The following is a 24,971-nucleotide window of genomic DNA, read 5'->3' as shown; positions in this document are numbered from 1 at the left end:
AGACCGGCCGCACGGCTCGTACGTCCGAGATCGGAACGGAGTTGTGATGCAGGACGTCCCCACGCTGGTGGCCCAGGCCAGGGAAGGCCGGCCGCGGGCCGTGGCCAGGCTGATCTCCCTGGTGGAGGGGGCGTCCGGACAACTCCGCGAGGTCATGGCCGCGCTGGCCCCGCTGGCGGGCAACGCGTACGTGGTCGGCCTGACGGGATCACCCGGCGTGGGCAAGTCGACGTCCACGTCGGCTCTGGTCACCGCGTACCGGCGGCAGGGCAGGCGGGTTGGCGTGCTCGCCGTCGACCCGTCGTCGCCGTTCTCCGGCGGCGCGCTGCTCGGCGACCGGGTGCGGATGTCGGACCACGCGTCCGACCCCGGCGTCTACATCCGCTCGATGGCGACCCGCGGTCACCTCGGCGGTCTGGCCTGGGCGGCCCCGCAGGCGATCCGCGTCCTGGACGCGGCGGGCTGCGACGTGATCCTGGTCGAGACGGTGGGCGTCGGCCAGTCCGAGGTGGAGATCGCCGCACAGGCCGACACCAGCGTGGTGCTCCTCGCGCCCGGGATGGGCGACGGCGTCCAGGCGGCCAAGGCGGGCATCCTGGAGATCGGCGACGTGTACGTCGTCAACAAGGCGGACCGGGACGGCGCGCACTCCACCGCCCGCGAGCTGAACCACATGCTCGGCCTGGGCGCGTCCAGATCCCCCGGCGACTGGCGCCCCCCGATAGTGAAGACGGTCGCGTCGCGGTCGGAGGGCGTCGACGAGCTGGTCGAGGCCCTGGAGAAGCACCGCGCGTGGATGGAGGAGCACGGCGTCCTCGCCGAGCGCCGCCGCGCCCGCGCGTCCCACGAGGTCGAGACGATCGCCGTCACGACCCTCCGCGAACGCATCGGCGACCTCCACGGCGACCGCCGCCTGAGCGCCCTGGCGGAGCGGATCGTGGCGGGCGAACTGGACCCCTACCGGGCGGCGGACGAACTGGTCGCGGGCCTGACGGAGCGGTGAGGGGAGAGGACAGGTGCGTGGGTCAACACGGCCACCAACGCGGGGAGCACGATCGGCGCGGCGGGAGCCGGAGTTCTCGCCGGGCACCTGCCGGTGGGCGCCTGCTTCGCCCTGACCGGCGTGACGGTCCTGCTGACGGGGGCATTCCAGCCTGTCTGGGGGTCCCCCCTCTGGGGGAGATCGAGGACCGGGCCCGTTGCGGGCCGCAGCCCTCAGGTGCGGTACGGGACGGGCAAGGACGGCGAGGGTGTTCTCAGTCGTCGGAGTGGTCTCGCGTGACCTTGCCCGTGTCGAGGGCGACCTTCCACTCGCTCGCCCTGCCGTCCTTCACGGTCTCCACGTTCCACGCCACCGCGCCGTTCCCCTCGTCGGCGCCGACCTCGGTGACCGTACCCTTCGACGCGGCGGCAAGGGCGGCCTCCCGGGCGTCGGACTTCGCGCCCTTCAGCGCGGCGAACTCGGCGCGGTCGTCGCTGTCGCTGTCGTCGTCGGTGTCACGGTGCGCCCCCAGCACCTTCCCGGTGCCGGAGACCTTGACGTCGTACTCGGTCCCGTCGCCCCGCACGACCTCCACGCCCCACGTGCCGGCGTCGGCGCCGTCGTCCTCCAGCTCGGCGGAGACCGCGGTCCCCGTGGTGTGCCGCAGGGCCGCCGCGACGGCCTCGGCGGCGGTGACGGCGCTGCTGCGAACAGCCGTACGATCGTCGGCCGCGTCCTCGGCCGCGTCGTCGTCCCGGTCGGAGACCACCTGCACGTTCGTTCCCGCCCGGTCCCGCGCCGCCGGCCCGTCGCCGCCCGCCGCGAAGGCCGCGACGGTGCCGCCGGCCAGGGCGGTGGCGGTGAGGGTGGCGATGACGATGTTCCGCTTCATGGAAATTCCTGCCTCTTCGCTCGGTTCGGTCGGTTCAGCGGCGATTCGCTCCGCCCCGATGACGAGAACCAAGCTGCCCGACGGCGGCTGAAGCGGACCTGAAGGCACCTGAAGGCGTCTTCAGCTTCGTTTTGCGAGGCTGTACGCATGCGACTGTTGATCGTCGAGGACGAGAAGCGACTGGCCCTGTCGCTCGCCAAGGGCCTGACCGCCGAGGGATACGCCGTGGACGTCGTCCACGACGGCCGCGAGGGCCTGCACCGGGCCTCCGAGACGCCCTACGACCTCGTGATCCTCGACATCATGCTGCCCGGCCTCAACGGCTACCGCGTCTGCGCGGCCCTGCGCGCCGCCGGCCACGACGTACCCATCCTCATGCTCACCGCCAAGGACGGCGAGTACGACGAGGCGGAGGGACTCGACACCGGCGCCGACGACTATCTGACCAAGCCCTTCTCCTACGTCGTCCTGGTCGCCCGGGTGAAGGCGCTGCTGCGCCGACGCGGGTCGGCGGGGGGCTCGCCCGTCCATGTGGTCGGCGAGCTGACGGTCGACACCGCGGCCCGCCGCGTCCATGTCGGCGAGAGCGAAGTCACCCTCACGGCAAAGGAGTTCGCCGTCCTGGAGCAGCTCGTCGTGCGGGCCGGAAAGGTGGTGTCCAAGGCACGGATCCTGGAGCACGTCTGGGACTTCGCGTACGACGGCGACCCCAACATCGTCGAGGTGTACGTCAGCACACTGCGCCGGAAACTCGGCGCCCCGCTGATCCGGACCGTGCGCGGCGCCGGGTACCGGCTGGAGGCGCCGCGGTGAGACGCGCTCTCGGTTCGGTACGGGCCCGCGCCACCCTCGGCGCCACCGTCGTCGTCGCGGTCGCGCTGGTCGCCGCCGGGACCGCCGTACTGCTCTCCCTGTGGTCCAACCTCAGCGGCCAGGCCGGTACGCAGGCGGAACGGACCGCGCGGGCGGTCGCCGCCGACCTGGCGGCCGGGACGCCGTACGACAAGCTGTCGCTCGACGCGGACGACCGGCCCGTCCAGGTCGTCGACGCCTCCGGACGGCTCGTCGCGGCCAGCGAGGATCTGGAGCGGATCAGCGGCACGGGTGTCGCGGCCGTGCGCCCGCAGGTGCCGGCGGGCAACGCACGCGACGACGAGGGGTCCGGGGACGGGTCCGGGGACGGGAGCGACGATGACGACGGCGCCCTCTCGCCCGGCGAGATCGACGAGGACGTCTCCTTCTCCGACGGGTCCGCCACCGTCGACGGCGACGAGGCCGACTACCGGTTCGCGGCCGTACGGGTCGAGGTCGACGACAAGGGGACGCTCACCGTCCACGCCGGCGCACCGCTCTCCGCCGAACAGAGCGCCGTCAGCACCGCGTTGACCGTCATGCTGATCGGGTTCCCGCTGCTCCTCGGTGTCGTCGCGGGCGTCACCTGGCTGGTCACCCGGCGCGCGCTGCGCCCTGTCGAGGGCATCCGGGCCGAGATGGCCGCGATCACCGCCTCCGAGGACCTGGCCCGGCGCGTCCCGGTGCCGGACACGCACGACGAGGTGGCCAGGCTCGCCCGCACCACGAACGAGACGCTGGCCGCCCTGGAGACCTCCGTGGAACGCCAGCGCCGGTTCGTCGCCGACGCCTCGCACGAGCTCCGCAGCCCCATCGCCTCCCTGCGTACCCAGCTCGAAGTCGGCTCCGCACACCCGGAGTTGCTGGACGTGGAAGGGGCGGTCGAGGACACCGTACGGCTGCAACGCCTCGCCGCCGACCTGCTGCTGCTCGCCCGGCTGGACGCGGGGGAGCGGCCCGCCGACGCGCGCTTCGACCTCGCGGAGCTGGTCCGGGAGCAGGCGGACGGGAGGGCGGGTGTGACGACGGAGACGGAGGCTGTCGTGGAAGTGGCCGGGTCCCGGACGCAGTTGGGGCGGCTGGTCGCCAATCTGCTGGACAACGCGCAGCGGCACGCCCGGTCGGCGGTCACCGTGTCGGTGCGGCGGGAGGGCGCGCGGGCCGTGGTCGAGGTCGCCGACGACGGGGACGGGGTTCCCCCGGAGGACCGGGAGCGGGTCTTCGAGCGGTTCGTACGGCTCGACGCCGCGCGCAGCCGGGACGACGGCGGTGCCGGGCTCGGACTGGCCATCGCCCGGGACGTCGCCGTACGGCACGGCGGGACGCTGACCGTGCGTGAAGCGACCGCGGGCGGAGCCCTGTTCGAGCTCCGCCTGCCGGTCACCTGATCCGTGGCACGGGTTCCCCCGGTGCTACGGCCTGCCCCGCTGGTCGCGCAGGTGCTGCGCGATCGGCTTGAGCGACGTGCTGAGCTCGGCCAGGGCCTCCGGGGTCAGCAGATCGATGAAGTGCCGCCGCACGGACGCCACATGATGGGGCGCGACCTTGTTCATCGTCTCCATGCCCTGCTCGGTGAGCACCGCGTACAGGCCCCGCCGGTCGGACTCGCAGTTCTCCCGGCGGACCAGGTTCGCGTTCTCCATGCGGGTGATCTGGTGGGAGAGCCGGCTCTTGGACTGGAGGGTGGCGGACGCGAGGTCGCTCATCCGCATGCGCACATCTTCGGATTCGGAGAGGTTCACGAGGATCTCGTAGTCGTTCATCGTCAGGCCGAACGGTTGCAGGTCCTTTTCGAGCTGGTATGCCAGCAGCCTGTTGACCTCCAGGTGGGTGCGCCAGGCGCACTGCTCCGCGTCGGTCAGCCAGCTTGTGGCCGTCTCGGTCTCCATGAATGAAGTCTACCTAAAAGGTTGAAAGGCGAACTAGTGAGGGTGGCGTGACGGCGCGCACATGTTCGACGTCACACTCCGCAGACTACCGCTCACAGCCCGAAGCGACGCTGGAGGTCACCTAGCTGTCCGGGAAGGCGCGGTGCACCCGGTTGCTGTGGATGACCTGTGGGAGCCCCGCCGCCGCCCGGTACCCCGGGCTCGTGCGGAACCAGCCCCGTGGCCTGCTCGGCCATGAGTGTCTCGCTGGACTGGAGCAGCACCGTGCCGGCCCCGACGAACTCGAACTGGTGCTCCTCGCCCGATGCCCCGCCGATGCCCGTCATCGCACGTAGACCGCCCATCAGGCCCGTCATGTACCCATGGTCGTAGTGGTGGCAGGGGGAGGGGCAGTCGGCCCAGCCGACCAGGGCCTGCGGGTCCACCCGGATCGGGGGTTCCATGAACACCACCGGGCCGTTCGACGCGGCCACGAACTTGCCCGTTCCGATGAGGGTGAGGAAGCCCGGCACGATCGACTGCTTGAGCGCGAGACTTGGCTGAAAAGCGAGAAGGTTGCCCGAGCGAATGGTCAGGTTGCCCTCCTCCAGATCGTACGAATTCACGTCGAAGGCCCGGTCGGCGAGGAGCATCTTGCCCGAGCCCTCGGCCACGACCCAGTCGCTCGCGTGCAGAGGCGAATGAAAAGACGTCCGGACAAGACGGTCCAGACGGCCGTGTCCGATGCCGTTGAAGTCGATCGAGCCGTAGTAGGCGATCATCTTCCCCTTCTGCAGGAACCACTGGCTCCCCTTGAGCTCCACGCAGAAGGTGTAGTTGTTGACGTTGTCGTCGGACGGCAGCGTCATCGGGTCGTGGACAACGGGCCCCGCGCCCGGGTAGGTGGTCACAGCTTCTCCTCCGACGCCTGGACGTACACCGCACCGCTGCCGCTGAGCTCCAGCTGGAACGCCTCGCCCGAGCCGCGGCCCACCATGTCGCGCCAGCCCAGCGCGGTGGACAGCTTGTTGCGGACGTCGCCGTGGTGCGCGACGTACGCCTGCGGGTCGACGTGGACCGGGCGCTGGGGGGTGATCGGCACCTCGATCACCCCGCCGTGGGCCATGACCGCGACCGAGCCGTGCCCCTTGAGGGTGGTGGTGAACAGCCCCTGCCCCGTCACCTGCCCCCGGACCATGCCCATGACGCCGCCCTGCGAGCCCATGAACATCGTGCCCTGCTGGAGTGTGCCGTCGAAGGCGAGGAGGCGGTCCGCCTCGACGAACAGCGTGTCCCCGGTGAGGCCGATGACCTGGATGTGGTGGCCGCCGTGCCCGAACAGGACCGTGCCGTTGCCCTCGACCGTCATCAGCGGGGTGGCCTCGTTGGCGACCCGGCGGCCGATCATCGACATGATCCCGCCCTGGCCGCCCTGCATGTTGGGCGTGAAGGACACCTCGCCCTTGTAGGCGAGCATCGCCCCGCGCTGGCTGAAGACGCGCTGGCCGGGCATGAGGGTCGCCTCGACCATCTTGGAGTTGATCTCACGGAAGGGCATGTCACACATCCCCGGCGATCGTGTTGCGCTCACTGGGCTGGACGTACACCAGGCCGTCGCCCTCGAAGCGGATCTGGAAGGCCTCGCCGCCACCCTCGCCCATGAGCGTGCGGAACGTCACACCGGACTGGAAGGACTGCCTGACGTTGCCCTGGTGCGCGATGTACGCCCCCGGGTCGACGGTCAGCGGGAACTGCGGGCTCACCCGCAGCACCACCGCCGGCCCGTCCGACATGATCGCCGCCTGGCCGTGCCCCTCGACGGTCGTCGTGAACAGGCCGTTGCCCTGCGAGGCGCCGCGCATCCCGGTGAAGGACGTGCCCGTGCGCAGGCCCGAGTCGGTCGCCAGCAGGTTGCTCGACTCGACGTACAGCTTGTCCCCCTGGAGGCCGACGAGGTTGATCTCGGAGGCGCGGTCCGCGAACCAGCACGTCCCGTGCCCCTTCACCTCCATCAGTGTCATCTGCTCACCGGTGATCCGCCGGGTGACCATCCCCCGGATGCCCTCACCGCCGCCGCTGAGCTTCTTGAAGTCCATCTGGCCGTCGTACGCCACCATCGAGCCGTTCTTCGCCTTGACGGCGTCCCCGGTCATGTCGATGGCCAGCACCTTGCTGCCTTGAAGTCGAAACATCGCCACGGGGCGAAGGTAGCCCGCCGGGCACCCCCGGCAACAGATCCCGAAGGTGGAGATCGCCCCTGAACCTCCCCCTAGGGGCCGATCTCGCGTCCACCCCTCCGGCCGCGCCTTCGTCCACACCTCCCTCCGCGCCTCCCTCCACACCCCCGTCCCGGTCGCCCGGGACGCCGATGTCACAATGGAGAACGTTTGTGCGCTCATTCACAAAGTGACCCCCTCGCACCCACCGAAGGTGACCCGTGGACATCAAGACCGCCTCCGCCCTCCGCCGCCTGCGCCTGGTCTCGGCCCCCGAAGCCGTTTCCTTCCTCGTCCTGCTGGTCTGCTCGGTGCTGAAGCGGACCACGGACTTCAACGCGGTGCCCGTCATGGGCGCGGTCCACGGACTCCTCTTCGTCCTCTACGTGATCTTCTGGGCGGACGCCTGGTACCGCGCCAGGTGGTCCCTGAAGATCGCCGGCCTCTACTTCGTCCTCTCCGTCCTGCCGACCGGCGGCTTCTTCGCCGAGCGCAGGCTGCGCCGCGAGACCGAGAACGCGGTCGACGCGGCCATCGCCTCCCGCGCCCGCCAGGAGCAGGACGGGGCGGTCAAGGCATGATCGTCGCCTTCTCCGTGACGCCGCTCGGCGTCGGCGAGGACGTGGGGGAGTACGTCGCCGAAGCCGTCCGCGTCGTCCGCGAATCCGGCCTGCCCAACCGCACCGACGCCATGTTCACCTCCATCGAGGGCGACTGGGACGAGGTCATGGACGTCGTCAGACGCGCCGTCGCCGCCGTCGAGGAACGCGCGCCGCGCGTCTCCCTCGTCCTCAAGGCGGACATCCGCCCCGGCGTGACCGACGGTCTGACCACCAAGGTGGAGACGGTGGAGCGCCACCTCTCCCCGTCACCCGCATCCGGTGACAGGGCACCCCTGGACCGGTAAACCACGCCCGCACACGCTCACCCGTCCGGACGCACCCAGTTCGACTCGCCGTCATATCTCCACTTTGGTGGGGACATCGGCTCGTTCGATCACTGGAGGGCGCTGTGCGGCCGGAGGGCTACGACTACGACACCCACAGCCGGCTCGCCGGACCCCTGACCGAGGCGCCGGCCGGAACCCCGTACCAGGTGCGGTACACCTCGCTCCTCTCCCGCGAGCCGCGCCGAATACGCGCCGTTCTGCTCATGACCCTCGCGCCCCTGCTCACCGGCGCCCTGCTCGTCTACCTCGTCTGGCCCACCCACTGGGTGGAGCGCGAGGCCGGTGAGGCGTGGATGGTCGATCTCGACATCGTGATGCTCGTCGCCATCGGGCTGATCGAGCTGTTCATGGTCGTCAACGTGGCGTCCATCGCCCACGCCACCATGGTCGCCCGCGATCCCGTCCCCGTCGTGCCCGAGTCCGGCACCCGCGTCGCCTTCCTCACCACGTACGTCCCCGGCAAGGAACCCCTCGCGATGGTCCGGGCCACCCTGGAGGGCGCGGTCCGCGTCCACCACACCGGCCCCGTGGACGTCTGGCTCCTCGACGAGGGCGACGACGAACAGGCCAGGGCGCTCTGCGCCGAACTGGGCGTACGGCACTTCAGCCGGCACGGGGTCCCCGAGTGGAACCGGACCAGGGGCGTCCACAAGGCCCGTACCAAGCACGGCAACTACAACGCGTGGATCGCCATGCACGGCGACGAGTACGACTTCTACGCCTCCGTCGACACCGACCACGTTCCGCTCCCCAACTTCCTGGAGCGGATGACGGGCTTCTTCCGTGACCCGGACATCGCCTTCGTCGTCGGCCCGCAGGTGTACGGCAACTACACCCACCCCGTCACCAAGGCCGCCGAGTCGCAGCAGTTCCTCTTCCACGCGCTCATCCAGCGCGCCGGCAACCGCTACCGCGCCCCCATGTTCGTCGGCACCAACAACGTCGTACGCATCGCCGCCGTCAAGCAGATCGGCGGGCTGTACGACTCGATCACCGAGGACATGGCCACCGGGTTCGAGCTCCACCGCCGCCGCAATCCGCGCACCGGGCGCCACTGGCGGTCCGTCTACACGCCCGACGTGCTCGCCGTCGGCGAGGGGCCCGTCTCCTGGACCGACTTCTTCACCCAGCAGATGCGCTGGTCGCGCGGCACCTACGAGACGCTCTTCAAGCAGTACTGGAAGGCGCCCTTCACCATGCCCCCGGGCCGGCTCTTCTCGTACACGCTCATGCTCGTCTACTACCCGATGACCGCCGTCAACTGGTTCCTCGGCATCCTGAGCTGCTTCCTCTTCCTCTGGTTCGGGGCCTCCGGCACCCAGGTCGCCGCCTCCGTCTGGCTGATGCTCTACAGCGACGCCGCCGCCCTCCAGATCGGGCTGTACCTGTGGAACCGGCGGCACAACGTCTCGCCCCACGAGCCCGAGGGCTCCGGCGGGCTCGCCGGCATGGCGATGTCGGCGCTCTCCGCGCCGATCTACCTGAAGTCGTTCGGCGCGGCCCTGCTCCGCCGCCCCAGCCGGTTCGTCGTCACACCCAAGGGCGGCGACGCCAGCCCCGACCGGCTGCTCACCTTCCGCGTCCACCTCTTCTGGGCCGCGCTCCTGGCGACGTCACTCGTCGCCTCCGTCCACCTCGGCCACACCCATGTGGCCATGCGTACCTGGGCCGTCCTCGCCATGGCGATCTCCCTGGCCCCGGTCGGGGTGTGGCTCGCCACCCGGCTCAAGGACCGCAGGGAGAGCGGAGAGGACAGAGAGAGCAGAGAGAGCAGAGAGATCAGGGAAAGCAGGGAAAGCAGGGAAAACCGGGAGTGCGAGGAACCGGCGCTCGCCACCGGTGCCGTCGCCCCGGTCTCCGGCACCCCGACAGGAGGCAACTAGGCCATGGCCTTCCAGCCGTCGAAGAAGACCAAGAAGACCGTCCTGGGCATCGGAGGCGTCGCCCTCCTCGCCGGTCTCAACGCACCCGCCGTGCTCGGTTTCGCCGGTGAGCGGTACCACGAGTACAAGATCGCCCAGCCCGGCTACCAGGCGAAGTACGGCTCCTGGAGCTCGGTCGACATCCCGAAGGAGTTCCGCACCAACGCCATCCACGCGGCCCTGCTCCACACCGGCAAGGTCCTGGTCGTCGCGGGCTCGGGGAACGAACAGAAGAAGTTCGACAAGGGTTCCTTCGACACGATCCTCTGGGACCCGGGAACGGACACCTTCAAGAAGATCGCCACCCCCGACGACTTCTTCTGCGCCGGACACGCCCAACTCCCCGACGGACGGCTCCTGGTGGCCGGCGGCACCGCCCGCTACGAGCTTCTCGACGGCGAGGTCGAGCGGGCCGGCGGCGGGATGCGCGTCAAGAACGAGAACCCCGACAAACCGGTGGTCCTGAAGAAGGGCACCCGGTTCCGCTCGCCCGCCGGGGTCGAGTACGTCAGCCGGTTCGACGTCACCGTCCCCAAGGCGAAGCGCACCCAGAAGATCACCTACAACGCGGCCGGGGTCATGCAGCCCTGGGTGACGAAGGTCGTCCCGAGCGAGGCCCGCGTCTTCGTCGAGGCGGCCGAGGCGGGGCCCGTGTCGATCACCGCCAGGCAGGCCCAGTACGAGATCGTCGGCCTGAAGGGCAAGGACGCCGACAACACGTACGGCCTCTCCGAGAAGATCACCATGGACAAGCAGGACTTCCAGGGGATCAGGGCGGCCTACGAGTTCGATCCGAAGGCCGAGAAGTACATCCCGGTCGATCCGATGGACAAGGCGCGCTGGTACCCGACCCTCGTCGGTCTCGACGACGGGCGGGTCCTGGCCGTCTCCGGTCTCGACGACGTCGGCGCGATCGACCCCGGGGACAACGAGATCTACGACCCCAGGACCAAGAAGTGGACCCCGGGGCCGAAACGTTACTTCCCCACCTATCCCGCCCTCTTCCTCACCAAGGGCGGCAAGCTGTTCTACCCGGCCTCCAACGCCGGCTACGGGCCCGCCACCATGGGCCGCGCGCCGGGTCTGTGGGACCTGAGGACGAACACCTTCGAGAAGGTGCCGGGCCTCACGGACGCCGACGAGACCGAGACCTCCGCGTCCGTCCTGCTCCCGCCCGCGCAGGACCAGAAGGTGATGATCCTGGGCGGCGGAGGCGTCGGCGAGTCCAAGAAGGCGACGCGGCGCACGGCCGTGGTCGACCTGAAGAAGGACAACCCGGTCTTCGAGGCCGGCCCCGACCTCCCCCAGGGCACCCGCTACCTGAACAGCGTCCTGATGCCGGACGACACCGTGTTCACGTCCAACGGCTCCGCCGACTACCGGGGCCGCAGCGGCAGCAACATCCTCAAGGCGCAGTTCTACGACCCCAAGGCCAACGCGTTCCGCGCGGCGGCCTCCCCGAAGGTGGGCCGCAACTACCACTCCGAGGCGCTGCTCCTGCCCGACGGCCGGGTCGCCACCTTCGGCTCCGACCCGCTCTACGACAACCAGCAGAACACCAAGCTCGGTCACTTCGAGCAGCGGATGGAGATCTTCACCCCGCCCGCGCTGCACAGGAACGGCAAGAACCGTCCCGTGCTGGGGGACGGCCCCCAGGAGACCGACAGGCTCGGCCGCGCGACCTTCGCCACCACCCACCCCGAGCGGGTCGCGAAGGCCCGCCTGATGCGCCCCAGCGCGGTCACCCACACGACGGACGTCGAACAGCGCTCCATCGACCTCCCCCTCAGCAAGGACCGCACCTCGGTGACGGTCGACGTACCGAAGGACCGGACGCTCGTGCCGCCCGGCTGGTACATGCTGTTCGTGACGGACGCGAAGGGGACACCGTCGGAGGCGAAGTGGCTCCAGGTGAAGTGACCGGCGTGCTTCCGGGCGAAGTGAACAGCCGTAACGGGCCTACCGAGTAAGGGAGTTGCGGGCCTACCGCTTACGGGAGTCGCGGGCCTACCGCGTACGGGAGTTGCGGGCCAGCCCGAGCGCGTACTCCGGCCACCACCGCCCGGCCGCCGGTCCGCCCCGGCACTCGCCGTCCGACTCGCCGGGCCGCTTGATCCACAGGTAGGCGTCGAGGGCGGGCTCGCCGGTGCGGGTGGTGGGGCGGGTGCCGAGGGCGCGTCCCGGCGGGTTGCACCAGGCGTCGCTGCGGTCGCCGCCCAGCGGGCCGTTCCCGTTGCGGCTGGTGTCGACCACGAAGTGCTTGCCGCCGAGGGCGCGGGAGAGAGCGACGCCGTACTTCCGGGTGGCCGCGTCCGTCTGGAAGTTGGAGACGTTGAGCGCGAAACCGTCGGCCCGCGCGATCCCGGCCCGCCGCAGCGGTTCGACGAGCTTCGACGGATCCTCGATCCAGTCGGGGTTCCCGGCGTCCAGGTACACCTTCGTACGCGGCTGCCGCTTGAGCCGCGTCACGGCCTCCCCGAGCAACCGCTCGCGCTCCGCGTGGTATTCGCCGGGCGTACAGCCGTCCACGATGTGCGCGACCGCGTCCGGTTCGAGGACGACCAGCGCCCGGCTGTCCCCGAGGGCCCCGGCGAACCGCCCGATCCACGCCCGGTAGGCGTCCGCGTCGCCGGCCCCGCCCGCCGAGTGCTGACCGCAGTCGCGGTGCGGAATGTCGTACGCCACGAAAAGGGTCGTACGCCCTTCCCGGGCCGCCGCCTCGGTGGCGGCGCGGATCACCGGTACCGGATCGTCGCCGGCCGGCCACAGCGCGGCGGGCTGCTCGGCGATCCGGCGCAGCAGTCGCGCCTCCTGCCCGCGGCCCTGCCGCTGCCAGAGCCGGACCTGACGGGCGGCGGGGCCCGCCGGATCGACCCAGAACAGCCGGTCGCCGTCGGTGGAGGCCTCCTTGGTGGCACCGCTGACGACGGCGGCCTCGCCCACCTCGGGCGCGGCGGCGCAACCAGCCGCGAGCCCGAGAGCCGCGAGCACCGCGAGGGTGGGCATCAGCCGGGACATACGGCCCCCTTGGGCGAGGTGACGACGAGTCAGCAATCGTGGCATAAACGGAGTAAACGGTGCCGATACGACACCGGGGCGGCCGTGTTCCCCGCAGGGCCGGACCGAAGGGCGAGACGGGGCTGACCGCGATGTGACCGGCCGGTAAGGTCTGGTGCCGTGCCGAAGCCGCTCAGTCTTCCCTTCGACCCCATCGCCCGCGCCGACGAACTGTGGAAGCAGCGCTGGGGAAACGTCCCGTCCATGGCCGCGATCACCTCGATCATGCGCGCGCAGCAGATCCTGCTCGCGGAGGTCGACGCGGTGGTGAAGCCGTACGGCCTGACGTTCGCGCGGTACGAGGCGCTGGTGCTGCTCACCTTCTCCAAGGCGGGCGAGCTGCCGATGTCCAAGATCGGCGAGCGTCTGATGGTCCACCCGACGTCGGTCACGAACACCGTGGACCGCCTCGTGAAGTCGGGCCTGGTCGCCAGGCGTCCCAACCCGAACGACGGCCGGGGCACCCTCGCCACGATCACCGAGAAGGGCCGCGAGACGGTCGACGCGGCGACCCGCGACCTGATGGCGATGGACTTCGGCCTCGGTGTGTACGACGCGGAGGAGTGCGCGGAGATCTTCGCGATGCTGCGGCCGTTGCGGACCGCCGCCCGGGATTTCGAGGACGAGTAGGTTTTTCCGGTCGGAGTGCCGCTCCCCGCCGACGCGGGAGTGGTCCGAAAAGGGTGTTCACCCGGTACCGGGTGATTGCCTCGTCCCCGCCGACGCGGGGTTTTTCCGGGCGGTTACGCTCGTATCCATGAAACGAAGCGTGCTGACCCGCTACCGGGTGATGGCCTACGTCACCGCCGTCATGCTGCTCGTGCTGTGCACCTGCATGGTGTTCAAGTACGGCTTCGACATGGGCGAAGACGTCACCCTGGTCGTCTCCCAGGTCCACGGCTTCCTCTACATCGTCTACCTGGCCTTCGCCTTCGACCTCGGCTCCAAGGCCAAGTGGCCGTTCGGCAAGCTCCTGTGGGTCCTGCTCGCCGGCACCATCCCCACGGCCGGGTTCTTCGTGGAGCGGAAGGTCACCCGCGAGCTGGCGGGGCGGATTGTGGAACCGGAGCCGGTGGCAGCCAAGGCGTGACGGGCGTGGCCCCTACTGGTTGCGGGCCAGCCCCAGCACCAGCACCCGGGTGAAGGCCTGCGCCCACTCCGGGTCCACCGGTTCCGCGCTCACCAGCGTCCGGTGCACCACCGCGCCCGCGACCATGTCGAAGATCAGGTCGACCGTGCGGGCGGCTTCCCCCGGATCCGGCTCCGGGGGGAGCTCGCCGCGCTGCTGGGCCCGTGAGCGGCCTTCCAGGACCAGGCGCTTCTGCCGGTCCACGATGGACGCGCGGATGCGTTCGCGCAGCGCGTCGTCGTGCGTCGACTCCGCGACCACCGCCATCAGCCCGCTCTTCGTCTCCGGGCGCACCAGGATCGCCGCGAACTGGAGGACGACGCCCTCGATATCGGCGGCGAGGCTGCCCCGGTCGGGCATCTCCAGTTCGTCGAAGAGCGCCGCCACCGCGTCGACGACCAGTTCGTTCTTGCCGGGCCAGCGGCGGTAGAGGGTCGTCTTCGCCACCCCGGCGCGCGTCGCCACGTCCCCCAACGTCAGCTTGGACCAGCCCAGTTCGACCAGCGCCTCCCGCGTCGCCGCCAGGATCGCGGTGTCCGCGGTGGCGCTACGGGGGCGTCCCGTACGGCTGACGGGGGTGCGGCTCTGCATGACATGACCATAACCGGCCATTCCCGTCCCGTGAGGCAGTGAGGGAGGTCACTCCGGGGTACTTCCCAGAAGGTTCCCACTGCCGTTACGCTACGGCTCGTAGCGAAAGCAGTGTCCATCGACCAGGACCGCATTTCACTACGGCTTTCACATGTGCGCGCCGAACGGGGGAGGATAGACGCATGCAGCCACGGAACATGTCCATGAGCGGGGTCGTCGACCTCGCCGCGGTGAAGGCGGCCCAGGAGGCCAAGTCGAAGGCGGAGCAGGCGCGCGCCGAAGCCGCCCGGCAGGGCGGGGGAGGTGCTGTCTCGCCGGCCGACCTCGTCATCGACGTCGATGAGGCCGGGTTCGAACTCGACGTCCTGCAGCGGTCCACCGAGGTGCCCGTCGTCATCGACTTCTGGGCCGAGTGGTGCGAGCCGTGCAAGCAGCTGAGCCCCGTTCTCGAGCGGCTGGCCGTCGAGTACAACGGGCGCTTCGTCCTCGCCAAGATCGACGTCGACGCCAATCAGATGCTGATGCAGCAGTTCGGCGTCCAGGGGATTCCCGCCGTCTTCGCCGTCGTCGCCGGGCAGGCGCTGCCCCTCTTCCAGGGCGCCGCCGGTGAACAGCAGATCCGCCAGACCCTCGATCAGCTCGTGCAGGTCGCCGAGCAGCGCTTCGGCCTCACCGGCCTCGTCGTCGACGCGGACGCCGAGCCGGGTGACCGCCAGGCCCCCGCTCCCCAGGCCGCCCCGGTCGGGCCGTACGACGCGCTGCTCGAAGCCGCCGTGCAGGCCCTGGACGCAGGGGACCTGGGCGGTGCGGTGCAGGCCTACAAGAACGTGCTGAGCGACGACCCCGGGAACACGGAGGCCAAACTCGGCCTCGTGCAGGCCGAGTTGCTTCAGCGGGTGCAGGGAGTCGATCCGCAGCAGGTGCGCAAGGACGCCGCCGAGAAGCCGGGGGACCCGACGGCGCAGATCGTCGCCGCCGACCTGGATCTGGTGGGCGGCCATGTCGAGGACGCGTTCGGCCGGCTCATCGAGACGGTGGGGCGTACGGCGGGCGACGACCGGGATGCGGTACGGCTGCGGCTGCTGGAGCTGTTCGAGGTCGTCGGCGCGGACGACCCGCGGGTCGCGGCGGCCCGGCGGGCGCTGGCGCGGGCGTTGTTCTGACCGGTCGGTCGGGGTGGGTGACGGGTCGCTGTTCGATCAGTGGCCTGACCTGTCGCTAAACACTGCGACGCGTGTTGTCAGCGTGAAGAATTTGTCGATTGGGTGCCCGTGCGGCCGCACTTTGCCAAATCTTGGTAATTGCGGCCGCTGTTACTTGGAGTAAAGCGAGGGTGTCTCGCTGTCGGGTTTGGGTCGGGAAGCTACCGGTTTGTCACCCCCTTGAGGGCCACCCAGCGTTGTTGAGCGACATCCGTGGGTCGCTGCTCGGTTATCTGCCCGTTACTAGCCAGTAACGAACCCCCTTGTGCGGGCGGCGAGAATGCACCACGATCGGCGTCGCTCGGTCCTATCCCGTACACCGACAGCCAGTCGGGCGGACGGGAGTTGTTGGGTCCCCACCGGGCAGAGTCGGCGGCAGTGGCGCCGACTCTCGGACAGGGGGGTCTTCGCCTTCGGGTGGAGCCTGTCCGGCAAGGTTGTGCGTGATGTGCGTCAGGCGCGACCAGTGGTTGTCGCTCGGGGGTGATCGCCGGTGATTCGGGCGCTGTTCGCGCCGTCGAGCGCGGGCGCTCTCCTTACCGAGGACGTAGCACTTCTCCCATCCCTGCCCGGCTGAGCCGCCGTTCTGGGGCAGTCAGGGCCAGGAGATGTACGTCCGAGAAGGAGGAAATATGCAGTCCCAGGTGCGTGGCGGGACCAGATGGAAGCGCTTCGCTGTGGTCATGGTGCCCAGCGTTGCCGCTACGGCATGTATAGGTGTTGCCCTCGCGCAGGGTGCTCTCGCCGCTTCGTTCAGCGTGTCCGGTCAGTCCTTCAAGGTGAAGGCGGACCTGCTCGAAGGTAAGGGTTTCTCGCAGTACGGCGCGATCGACGTTGGCCCTGGTGGGTCGATCAAGCCCGTCGCGGTCTCGGCGTTCAACTCGGCCGACATCACCAAGATGTGCCAGTCCGTGGTCACGCCGAACATCCCGGTCCTGGGTTCGGTCACTCTCCGGCTGGAAGCCGGCGGGGGCGGGACCCCGGTCCATGCCGAGAACCTGTACATCGATGTCCAGGACCTCAAGGCCGATGCGGTGTTCAGCAACATCGACATCGGCGTGGCCGCCGGTTCCATCACCAAGGGACCGAAGGTCAAGGACGAGGAGCTCAAGTCCGGGCGGGCCAGCAGTGCCGGCTTCGCCCAGCAGGCCGACGAGGCGACGCTCACCGGCGTGGAGCAGACGGCGTGGGCCACCACTGCCGGAACCTTCAAGCTCAGTGGTCTGTCGATGAAGCTGTCGGCGGGCACCAAGGCCGAGTGCTTCTAGGCGCTCAGTGACGGGCGGGGCCCGATGGTGCCCCGCCCGTTCGCTCTCTTACACCAGCAACAACACTCATCACGGCAACACCGCTCCAGGGAGCTGTTTTCCATGAACGCCGAGTCGCCCGCGCAAGACGAGCACTATCTTCGCGTCTTCAAGCTGAAGTTCCGCGACTGGCGGGGCGCCCGTCCGTTCTGGGCAGGGCTGCTGGTCCTCCTCGGCGGCTTCCCGATCATGTATTTCCCGTATTTCGACATCAAACTCGGCAGTCTGACGATGGCGATGTCGACGACGGCCGGAGCCGGGTCACTGATCATCGGCGTGCTGCTCGTCGTACTCGGAATCAGCCTCTGGTTCCAGAAGCACGTACGGACCTTCGCCGGCACCGCCGCGATCCTGCTGGCCCTGGTGTCCCTCCCGGTCTCCAACTTCGGCGGGTTCTTCATGGGCTTCCTGCTGGCCATGGTCGGCGGCGCGCTGGCCATCGCCTGGGCGCCCGGTGAGTCGGAGCCGGAGTCGAGGTACGGAGTACCCGCGGGCAACGGCACGGACGCGGCCCCCGCCGCTGAGGCCCCTGAGGCTTCTGAGGCCCCTGTGTCCGCCGAGGCCACCGACGGAGATGACGCGGTGGCCGAGCCCGGCGAACTGGACACGGCCAAGCCGAACGAGCCGTACGAGCCGAACGATCTGTCAGGAACGAGCCCGGTGAACGGGGCGAACGGGAGGCAAAGTGCCGGCTGACGAGGTGATCCACGGGACTGATGTGGACGAGTCCCGCGGGAGAACCGGGCCGCGGCACGCGGCTCCGAGGAAGCCGCTGTTCACCAGGTTCCACATGCCGGCCGGCAAGGCGATAGCCCTGGCGGCGATGCCCACCGCCGTCCTCATGGGCATGGGGTTCACGCCCACGCTCGCCAACGCCGACGATCAGCCGGCGTCGAACGCCCAGCAGGCCGAGGAGTACAAGGCCTGCGTGGCGGCGATGACGGACGACGCCTCGGCGTCGACGAGCACGGCGGAGACCTCCTCGGAGAGTTCGTCCGAAGAGGCTTCCGACGAGGCGACATCGACTCCGTCGGCCTCCGCCGGCGACTCGAACTCGGGCGACGACTCGGCCTCGGGTGACTCCCCTTCGTCGGATTCAGGTTCCGACGACGAGGCCACACCGACGCCGACGCCTTCCGCGAGCAAGACGACGTCCAGCGGCAGCACCGGCGGCGGCAGCGAGACGGCCACGCCCACGCCCTCGGCGAGCGCGAGCGCCACCGAGGAGAGCGGCAACCTGCTGGAGACCATCGGCGACGCGATCGTGGACATCTTCACGGGCGGCAGCGACTCGTCGACCGACACGGCGTCCACGACGACCTCCACGGAGTCGACGGAGACCACCGAGTCGACCGACACCGCCACCCCGACGCCGACCGCGTCCCCCGCTGCGACCGCGGAGGCGGCCGACAAGGACACGACCGCCACCACCACGGTCAAGGACACGACGCCGAAGGTCACCGAGGTCCTCAAGGACACCACCGACACGGCGGCCAAGGCGACCGAGGTGACCACGAAGGCCGCCGAGGCGGCAGCCGACGAGGCCACCGCGTCCCCGAGCCCTTCGGCGAGCGAGACGACGGACGCGGAGAACTGCGTGGCCGCGACCGAGGACGAGGGTGGTGTCGACAACACCATCCGGCTGCCTGTCGACCCGTGGACCCTGGAGGCGAGTTCGCTGCTGCTCACGGGCGCGGACTACCAGGGCATCGTCAAGGTGCGCACCGCCGACGGCACGGTCAAGGAGGTCCTGAAGTACGTGATCTCCGGTGGCACGGAGATCGGTGACCTGCACCAGCTGGTCAAGGACGACACGTCCGGCAAGACCTACCACGTGCAGGCGGCCAAGGGCTCGAAGTCCACGATCAAGGACGGCAAGACGGTCATGTACACGGAGAGCATCTCCGGCAACCTCTTCGGCCTGATCCCGGTGACGTTCAGCCCGAAGAGCCCGCCGCCCCTGAACATCCCCCTGATCTACTTCACGAACGTGAAGGTCATCCAGGCAGGCCAGTTCGGCGGCACGCTGACTGTTCCCGGCCTGCAGCAGTACACGACCTGAGCGCTCACCACCCCGTTCGGGAGCCGCACCGAGACCTGTGGCCCGGCCCACCGCCCGCTGGCGGGGCCGGGCCACAGGTCTGTCCGGAGGCGAGAGCAATGTTCGAATGTAATAGCGAATTAAGGGTTTCGTAAACGGCTTCTCGCTGTCATGATGATCCAGTCCCTGTGGGAAGGGGGCCACGGGGGGCGCGTGTTGACCGCACGCGCAGCAGAGACGGGGGTCTCAGAACTTCCTGACTTTCCTACGCGGCAGGCCGCCGGTGACACCACCGGGCGGTCGTGGCCGAGTGTTCGTCGTGCCTTCTTCCTGCCGGACGAGACCGATCATCCGGACCGACCATCCAGGCAGGCACCGACGTGCGCAAAACTCCGAGAAGACCTCGACGAAGCCGTCCGCAAAGAGGGTTCGCGGCCGTCGCGCTCGCGACCGCCGCCGCTGTGCTCGGCGGACTGGTGACCGCCGCTCCCGCGGCCTCCGACGAGCCGGGGGACAACCCGACCAACCCGTACGAGCGCACCCTCCGTATCAGCCTCGGTGAGCAGGCCCGAAAGGACCGCTGCCAGGCTGGGCGGGCCGTGCACTTCGGTGGGCCCGAGCTGGATTCGGTAGCGGGGGCGAAGCTCACCGGCACGGACGCCGGGCTGCGCGAGTTCGTGAGGCAGGATGTCCTCCTGGGTGAGTGGGGCCAGGCGAGCACTCGTGACAGAGACGCGGGAATCGCCGCGCTGCACGCTTTTCAGGACCGCCAAGAGAAGCTGAACACCGCCAACAAACCGTATGCCCATGAGAACTCGACCGGTGGCCGGGACTACTGGGCGCCGGAGTTCGGCAAGGACATCGTCGCCTTCACCCTCGGCACACAGCAGGATCTGTACAGCAAGGCTTCGGAGAACCCCACCCCGAGACCCGGCCAGGCCGCACTGGACCAGGCGAAGAAGGTGCTCGACGCGTTCGGCACCGGCGGCGACACCTGGGCAGCCGCATACAAGGACTTCGCCGGGAGGGAACTGCTCGACACGACCAACCTTGGCTACTCCTCGGCCAACGACGTAGCGACCTTCCTGCGCTTCGGCGGCTTCGCGACCAAGGCCCCCGAGCCGGACTCGTTGGAGTTCCGTACCGAGGTCGAGGCGTTGAAGACGGCCTGGGCGGCCTGTGACAGCGCCAACCCGATCGACCACTACCGGGTGCTGACCGGACCGGTCCTGGTGGCCTATTCGGAGTGGGAGACGGAGTACGCCGGTCAGGCCGAGCAGCGGAAGGCGATCGTCACCGCCAAGGCCGCCGCGGCGAAGGAAGTCCGGGTCGCCACGGACGCGATGATCGAGGCGGTGCGGCAGGCCTGGCAGGCGGACCAGATCCTGTACTGGCAGAAGTACTGGGCCGCGCACAAGGACTCCATCAACTACCCGGCGAAGGCCGTGTTCACCAAGGCCACGACAGACCTGAACGCGGCGAGGACCAAGGCCGCCGCGCAGGTCGCCCTGGCGGACGCGGCGGCAACCCGGGCCAAGACGGCCGCGGACGCCGCGGGCGCCCAGCAGACCAAGGCGTGGGCTATCGCGGACGCGGCGAAGCTGCCCCGCGGCCGGGGTCTGCTCTACGCGCAGCAGTCCGTGCAGGTCGCCAAGGCGTCGGCCGCGGCCACCCTGGCGGCTGCGAAGGCCACGCTGACGGCGTCGAACGCGGCGAAGGCCACGGTGGCGGATTCCCAGACGTTGCTGGCGCTGGCGAAGACCCAGACGCACGCTCTGAACACGGAGTTCCGCAAGACCGCCGCGCTTGAGGCCAAGGCGCAGGCCAAGGCCGCGGCCGAGTCGGCCGCCAAGCTCGCCACGGAGGCCGCGGCCAACGCCGCCACCGCGAAGACCGCCCGTGCGACCGCCGAGAAGGCCGAGCAGACCGCCATGACCCAGGCGGCCGAGGCGAAGCGGCAGCGCGGCATAGCGGAGGCCGAGAAGGCCACCGCGGAGCGGGAGCGCGACCTCGCGGCGAGCGAGCGCGCGAAGGCAGGCGCGGCCGAGGAGCGGGCGAGGGACGAGCAGACCAGGGCCGGCCAGGCCCGCACGGCTGCGGAGACGGCCGGGGCGACGGCGGCGGAGAAGCTGGCGGCGGCGGAGGACGCCGAGGTGCGTGCGTTCCTCGCCCGCAACAAGGCGGTCACGGCCGAGCGGGACAAGAACGCCACCGCGTCGCGTGCGGCTGCCCTGGAGTCAGCCGCTGCTGCGGCCGAGGGCACCAGCGCCGCAGGGGAGACCCGCCAGGCAGCCACCGAGGCCCGCTCCGCGGCCACCGCCGCGGCAGGCGCGGCGACCCGGGCCCGTACTGCGGCGAACGAGGCGACCACGGCGGCGGTGAACGCCCGAGCGGCGGCAACCCGGGCCGAAGGCGCGGCGAAGCGTTCCCGCTCCGCCGCCGACGCGGCCCAGTCGGCGTACACCAGGACGCACGCGGCTGCCACGACCGCCCACGCGGCTGCTGCCGAGGCGATCGACGCGGCAGCAGCCGCGAAGGAGAACGCCAAGCAGGCGGACGTCGAGGCGAAGAAGGCCCAGGCCGCGGCGATCACCGCGCGCAAGGAGGCCACCGCAGCGCTGGCCGAGGCTGCCAAGACGGCTGCCTGGTCGGCGAAGACCGCCGGGTACGCCCTCGCCACGGCCCAGTACGCGCAGGGAGCCCGGGATGCGGCGACCGCGACGACCAAGGCGGCCGACGAGGCGATCACCGTCGGCTCTCCGTACCGTGAGACGGACACCTCGGCGGCGTACGCGGTGCTGATCGGGCAGACCTCCAAGACCCTCGCCGAGCAGCAGGCCTCCGCGGCCAAGGCGAAGTCGGACGAGGCGAAGAAGGCGGCGGCCACGGCCAAGGCGCTCGCAGACAAGGCCGCCGGCGACGCGAAGATCGCGCTCCAGGCGGCGGCTGACGCAGCGGACTATGCCGTGCAGGCCGTCAACTCCGCTGCGGCGGCCAACGCATCCGCTGCCGCGGCGGCGATCGATGCGGCAGCAGCGAAGAAGGCCGACGCGAACGCCCAGAAGTACGACGCGCAGGCGGGTACGGACGCGTTCTACGCCAACTTCGCGGCAGGCGAGGCCGAGTCGGCGGCGGCCCAGGCCGACCGTGATGCCACACAGGCCGAGCGAGACGCTGCGAGCGCCCGTTCGTCGGCCACCAACGCCGAGACCGCCTCAGCCGAGGCCGACCGGATTGCCACCTACGCCGAGTCGGACGCGGTCAAGGCCGAGTCTGCGGCGGTCAACGCCGACAGTCTGGCCAAGGACGCCGACGCCGCCGCCGACCGCGCTGAGAAGGCCCAGCGCGAGGAACTGGAGGCGCTCCGCAAGAAGCGCGCCGACCAGGCATACGATGCCCCCGACCTGCCCGGAGACCTGGAAGCGGCCCTGCTGCGTGTCTGCGGCCAGGAATGCGTGGACCAGTACCGCGCGGCGCAGGCACTGGCCTCCATGGACCTGCTGGCATGGGTCAAGGAGAACGGCGGTGCGATCCTCCTCGACTACATCGGCTGGACCGACCTGAAGAACTGTCTGACCAAGGGTGACGTCGAAGCCTGCCTGTGGACCCTGGTCAACGCGATCGGCGCAGCTCTCCCGGTCCTCAAGTTCCCCGCGGTGGCCAAGGCGGTCATCAAGATCTCCAGTGGTGTCGTGGGCTTCTTTGAGAAGTCGGCTACGGCGAAGCGGACGCTGGACAAGCTGCGCAAGTTGGCGGAGAAGGCGAAGAAGGAGCCGGACCTTCCCGCATGCATGAAGAAGGCGTCGTTGAAGACCGCCGTGCTCGCAGTGGCACCGGCGTCCGCCTCGATGTCGATGTCCGCCGCAGCCTCGGACGACGAGCCGGATCTGTGCAACCTGAACCCGTTGGCGGGCCTGTCCGACGAGATCCTGAACCATCTGGACGAGAAGTACGGGACCGACGTGGCGGACGGTATCGAGTACCAGTGGCAGCGGATGATGGGGAACAGTAGCGAGGCCGCTGACCACAACATCCCCGGCATCGGCCGTGATCTGCCAGCCATGGCCGAGTACTTCAAGAAGTATCGCGGGAAGGGCACCCACAAGGACTCGACGACCGGCAAGTCCGTCGCCTACGACGACCAGAAGGGCGTGATCATTATCATCACGGCCCGGTTCATCCATGGCTACAAGCTGTCCAAGGTCGACTTCCTGAGGGGCAACCGATATGTGCCGAACTCGTAGTGACACGGGAGTGTGACCGTATGAGAACCCGCATCACGCTCACCCGCGACGGCGACATGTTCGTCGCCCGGATTTCGGTGGAACAGGCCATGGCCTGCTCCGAGGCGCTGGCCTTCCTCCGCGGTCGGGGTCTGGGGACCACCGCTCTGGCCGTACAACTCGGTGCGAGCCCAGAAACGGTCGGTGCCCTCGCCGAACGCCTCGCGGGTGGGCAGCCGGAGTCCTTCGAGCTCCGGCTCACCACCCACGAGTTGCACATCCTGCACAGCGCACTGACCGCCGCAGCAACCATGTTTGTGTCGCACGGCAGGTTCTCGCAGGAGCCCTTCCACATCCGGCTGGGTTTCTTCCGGGAAACCTTCGACGCGCTAGCACTCGGCATCGTTGAGGCAGTGAGCGAGGTGTCCGCATGAGGAGTCGTATCAAGCTCACCCATGACGCTGGGACATTCCTCGCACGGCTCACCCCGACTCAGGCTGAGGCCTGCCACCGGGCGCTGGCCTTCCTCCGCGGTCGGGGTCTGGGGACCACCGCTCTGGCCGTACAACTCGGTGCGAGCCCAGAAACGGTCGGTGCCCTCGCCGAACGCCTCGCGGGTGGGCAGCCGGAGTCCTTCGAGCTCCGGCTCACCACCCACGAGTTGCACATCCTGCACAGCGCACTGACCGCCGCAGCAACCATGTTCCTGGACCGCGGCGTGCTCTCGGAGAAGGAGTTCCACCAGCAGATGACCTTCTACCGGGAGAACTTCGACGCCCTCGCGCTCGGCATCGTCAAGGCGGTCTCCGAGGTGTGACGCACCGCGGACGGGCTTGAGAGGCCCTGCATTTGTGGGGTGCTGGTTAGTTCGGGCCCGGTTACTTCGCCTCGTTGAGCTGACGCTCGGCGGGGCGAAGTGCTGCGAAGTGACTGGCGCGGGTCCGGACCCCCGTAGTTCGATGAGGTGGGCGAGGGTGATGGCGGCGCCAGTAACCGCCTCACCCCCTTCCAGCCCGCACCCCGGCAAACTCGCGGGCCCCTGCCCAGGGCAGCACGGCCCACATCCGTGTCCCTCCTCCCGGCTCCCGAGCCTCCCCGAACCCCCACTCCCCGCCGCACCCCTCCACGACGCACCCCAGTACCCGCAACGCATTCCCCCTCCGCTCATCGCAGGCCGCAGCCAGCCGGGGATGAACATGCCGCCGGTGACCGTCGTAGAGAACCACCTGCAACTCGTCCTCCCACCACCGCAGCGACACATACACCGACGCATCCGCAGCGAACCGGAAAGCACACGCCGTCAGCTCCCCCACCACCTGAACCGCAGCGTCCGCCATCTCCTCCAGCCCATGCGTCTGGAGAACAACCCGGGTCGTAGCCCGGGCAACCCGCGAACTCGCCGCCTCGGCGGGCAGGGTGAACCCGTACGTGAGCGTGTCGGGGCCGGGCGGCGGGGCCTTCGTGAGGTCGGTCGAGATGGGGCAGGCCGAGGCGGCGAGTGAAGCGGGCATGGTGAACTCCCTTGCTGGACAGCGGACTTGACGCAGTCGACGTACACCTGACCGGTGGCCTGTCTCCCTGGCGCGAGCGTGCCCCTCCCAGGGAAGGAGGATGCGGGCAGGCTCGCGCGATGCGCTTCCGGGCGATGTCGGGTAGTAAGCGACTCGTCACCAACTGTAGGGGTTGATGGGGTACGTGTGCCACATTCTATTGCGCATTGCCTCCATCGAAGTGGACCAG

General features: G+C 69.6%; 24 protein-coding genes. 16 read left to right on the top strand and 8 right to left on the bottom strand.

The features are described from left to right. Window positions 1–46: 46 nt before the first annotated feature. Window positions 47–1,003, top strand: coding sequence for a methylmalonyl Co-A mutase-associated GTPase MeaB (gene meaB, locus OG595_RS11660; protein ID WP_329270814.1), 957 nt, complete (start codon window positions 47–49; stop codon window positions 1,001–1,003). Between the two features lie 253 nt (window positions 1,004–1,256). On the opposite strand, the gene OG595_RS11655 is transcribed toward meaB, so the two are convergent. Next, the gene (locus OG595_RS11655; RefSeq protein ID WP_329270812.1) at window positions 1,257–1,874 is read right to left on the bottom strand and encodes a PepSY domain-containing protein; all 618 of its coding nucleotides are present in this window, start codon (window positions 1,872–1,874) and stop codon (window positions 1,257–1,259) included. A gap of 147 nt (window positions 1,875–2,021) precedes the next feature. On the opposite strand from OG595_RS11655, the gene OG595_RS11650 reads away from it, so the two are divergent. Then, window positions 2,022–2,687: a response regulator transcription factor gene (locus OG595_RS11650; RefSeq protein WP_329270808.1), complete on the top strand. Its 666-nt coding sequence runs from the start codon at window positions 2,022–2,024 to the stop codon at window positions 2,685–2,687. Continuing rightward, the gene (locus tag OG595_RS11645; RefSeq protein ID WP_329270806.1) at window positions 2,684–4,114 is read left to right on the top strand and encodes a sensor histidine kinase; all 1,431 of its coding nucleotides are present in this window, start codon (window positions 2,684–2,686) and stop codon (window positions 4,112–4,114) included. The genes OG595_RS11650 and OG595_RS11645 overlap by 4 nt, the downstream gene beginning before the upstream one ends. 24 nt (window positions 4,115–4,138) lie before the next feature. On the opposite strand, the gene OG595_RS11640 is transcribed toward OG595_RS11645, so the two are convergent. The 4 genes from OG595_RS11640 to OG595_RS11625 all read right to left on the bottom strand — a co-directional run bounded on the left by OG595_RS11640 (window position 4,139) and on the right by OG595_RS11625 (window position 6,786). Beyond that, window positions 4,139–4,615, bottom strand: a complete 477-nt coding sequence (locus OG595_RS11640; RefSeq protein WP_329270804.1) for a MarR family winged helix-turn-helix transcriptional regulator — start codon at window positions 4,613–4,615, stop codon at window positions 4,139–4,141. Between the two features lie 92 nt (window positions 4,616–4,707). Further along, window positions 4,708–5,505 (bottom strand): AIM24 family protein, encoded by a 798-nt coding sequence (locus OG595_RS11635; protein ID WP_329270802.1) that lies wholly within the window; start codon window positions 5,503–5,505, stop codon window positions 4,708–4,710. Next, a complete protein-coding gene (locus tag OG595_RS11630; RefSeq protein WP_329270800.1) occupies window positions 5,502–6,152 on the bottom strand; it encodes an AIM24 family protein in 651 nt (216 codons plus the stop codon). Before OG595_RS11630 ends, OG595_RS11635 begins: the two co-directional genes overlap by 4 nt. Window position 6,153: 1 nt before the next feature. Next, on the bottom strand, window positions 6,154–6,786 hold the full coding sequence (locus OG595_RS11625) for an AIM24 family protein (protein WP_189149669.1): 633 nt from the start codon (window positions 6,784–6,786) through the stop codon (window positions 6,154–6,156). Between the two features lie 245 nt (window positions 6,787–7,031). On the opposite strand from OG595_RS11625, the gene OG595_RS11620 reads away from it, so the two are divergent. From OG595_RS11620 to OG595_RS11605, 4 genes are all read left to right on the top strand, one after another. Beyond that, complete coding sequence (locus tag OG595_RS11620) at window positions 7,032–7,391, top strand: DUF3817 domain-containing protein (RefSeq protein ID WP_329270798.1); 360 nt, start codon at window positions 7,032–7,034, stop codon at window positions 7,389–7,391. Continuing rightward, on the top strand, window positions 7,388–7,717 hold the full coding sequence (locus OG595_RS11615) for an MTH1187 family thiamine-binding protein (RefSeq protein ID WP_329270796.1): 330 nt from the start codon (window positions 7,388–7,390) through the stop codon (window positions 7,715–7,717). Before OG595_RS11620 ends, OG595_RS11615 begins: the two co-directional genes overlap by 4 nt. 104 nt (window positions 7,718–7,821) lie before the next feature. Next, a complete protein-coding gene (locus tag OG595_RS11610; RefSeq protein WP_329270793.1) occupies window positions 7,822–9,642 on the top strand; it encodes a glycosyltransferase family 2 protein in 1,821 nt (606 codons plus the stop codon). A gap of 3 nt (window positions 9,643–9,645) precedes the next feature. Then, window positions 9,646–11,601: a kelch motif-containing protein gene (locus OG595_RS11605; protein WP_329270791.1), complete on the top strand. Its 1,956-nt coding sequence runs from the start codon at window positions 9,646–9,648 to the stop codon at window positions 11,599–11,601. Window positions 11,602–11,688: 87 nt separating this feature from the next. Here the strand turns inward: OG595_RS11605 and OG595_RS11600 are convergent, their stop codons facing one another. Continuing rightward, complete coding sequence (locus tag OG595_RS11600; protein ID WP_329270789.1) at window positions 11,689–12,699, bottom strand: glycoside hydrolase family 6 protein; 1,011 nt, start codon at window positions 12,697–12,699, stop codon at window positions 11,689–11,691. A 159-nt stretch (window positions 12,700–12,858) separates the two neighbouring features. Between OG595_RS11600 and OG595_RS11595 the strand changes: the two genes are divergently transcribed. Both OG595_RS11595 and OG595_RS11590 read left to right on the top strand, forming a co-directional pair. Beyond that, window positions 12,859–13,368 (top strand): MarR family winged helix-turn-helix transcriptional regulator, encoded by a 510-nt coding sequence (locus tag OG595_RS11595; RefSeq protein ID WP_329270786.1) that lies wholly within the window; start codon window positions 12,859–12,861, stop codon window positions 13,366–13,368. A gap of 127 nt (window positions 13,369–13,495) precedes the next feature. Then, the gene (locus OG595_RS11590) at window positions 13,496–13,828 is read left to right on the top strand and encodes a DUF3817 domain-containing protein (RefSeq protein ID WP_329270784.1); all 333 of its coding nucleotides are present in this window, start codon (window positions 13,496–13,498) and stop codon (window positions 13,826–13,828) included. Window positions 13,829–13,840: 12 nt separating this feature from the next. On the opposite strand, the gene OG595_RS11585 is transcribed toward OG595_RS11590, so the two are convergent. Next, window positions 13,841–14,458: a TetR/AcrR family transcriptional regulator gene (locus OG595_RS11585; RefSeq protein ID WP_329270781.1), complete on the bottom strand. Its 618-nt coding sequence runs from the start codon at window positions 14,456–14,458 to the stop codon at window positions 13,841–13,843. A 182-nt stretch (window positions 14,459–14,640) separates the two neighbouring features. Here OG595_RS11585 and OG595_RS11580 point away from each other — a divergent pair, with 182 nt between their 5' ends. The 7 genes from OG595_RS11580 to OG595_RS11550 all read left to right on the top strand — a co-directional run bounded on the left by OG595_RS11580 (window position 14,641) and on the right by OG595_RS11550 (window position 24,048). After that, the gene (locus OG595_RS11580) at window positions 14,641–15,621 is read left to right on the top strand and encodes a tetratricopeptide repeat protein (protein ID WP_329270779.1); all 981 of its coding nucleotides are present in this window, start codon (window positions 14,641–14,643) and stop codon (window positions 15,619–15,621) included. A gap of 671 nt (window positions 15,622–16,292) precedes the next feature. Then, window positions 16,293–16,928: a DUF6230 family protein gene (locus OG595_RS11575; RefSeq protein ID WP_329270776.1), complete on the top strand. Its 636-nt coding sequence runs from the start codon at window positions 16,293–16,295 to the stop codon at window positions 16,926–16,928. A gap of 102 nt (window positions 16,929–17,030) precedes the next feature. Next, entirely contained in the window at window positions 17,031–17,663 is a 633-nt protein-coding gene (locus tag OG595_RS11570) for a DUF6114 domain-containing protein (RefSeq protein ID WP_329270772.1), read from the top strand. Then, complete coding sequence (locus OG595_RS11565) at window positions 17,653–19,029, top strand: hypothetical protein (RefSeq protein WP_329270771.1); 1,377 nt, start codon at window positions 17,653–17,655, stop codon at window positions 19,027–19,029. Before OG595_RS11570 ends, OG595_RS11565 begins: the two co-directional genes overlap by 11 nt. Window positions 19,030–19,484: 455 nt before the next feature. After that, on the top strand, window positions 19,485–23,252 hold the full coding sequence (locus OG595_RS11560; protein WP_329270769.1) for a hypothetical protein: 3,768 nt from the start codon (window positions 19,485–19,487) through the stop codon (window positions 23,250–23,252). Between the two features lie 20 nt (window positions 23,253–23,272). Continuing rightward, window positions 23,273–23,665: a hypothetical protein gene (locus OG595_RS11555; RefSeq protein WP_329270767.1), complete on the top strand. Its 393-nt coding sequence runs from the start codon at window positions 23,273–23,275 to the stop codon at window positions 23,663–23,665. Next, window positions 23,662–24,048, top strand: coding sequence for a hypothetical protein (locus tag OG595_RS11550; protein ID WP_329270764.1), 387 nt, complete (start codon window positions 23,662–23,664; stop codon window positions 24,046–24,048). Before OG595_RS11555 ends, OG595_RS11550 begins: the two co-directional genes overlap by 4 nt. A gap of 181 nt (window positions 24,049–24,229) precedes the next feature. Here the strand turns inward: OG595_RS11550 and OG595_RS11545 are convergent, their stop codons facing one another. Beyond that, the gene (locus OG595_RS11545) at window positions 24,230–24,742 is read right to left on the bottom strand and encodes an ATP-binding protein (protein WP_329270762.1); all 513 of its coding nucleotides are present in this window, start codon (window positions 24,740–24,742) and stop codon (window positions 24,230–24,232) included. Window positions 24,743–24,971: the final 229 nt, after the last annotated feature.

This window comes from Streptomyces sp. NBC_01451, assembly GCF_036227485.1.
Lineage (GTDB): Bacteria > Actinomycetota > Actinomycetes > Streptomycetales > Streptomycetaceae > Streptomyces.
Note: the sequence above shows the minus strand (reverse complement) of the source record. Positions and strands in the feature narration are given on the sequence as shown.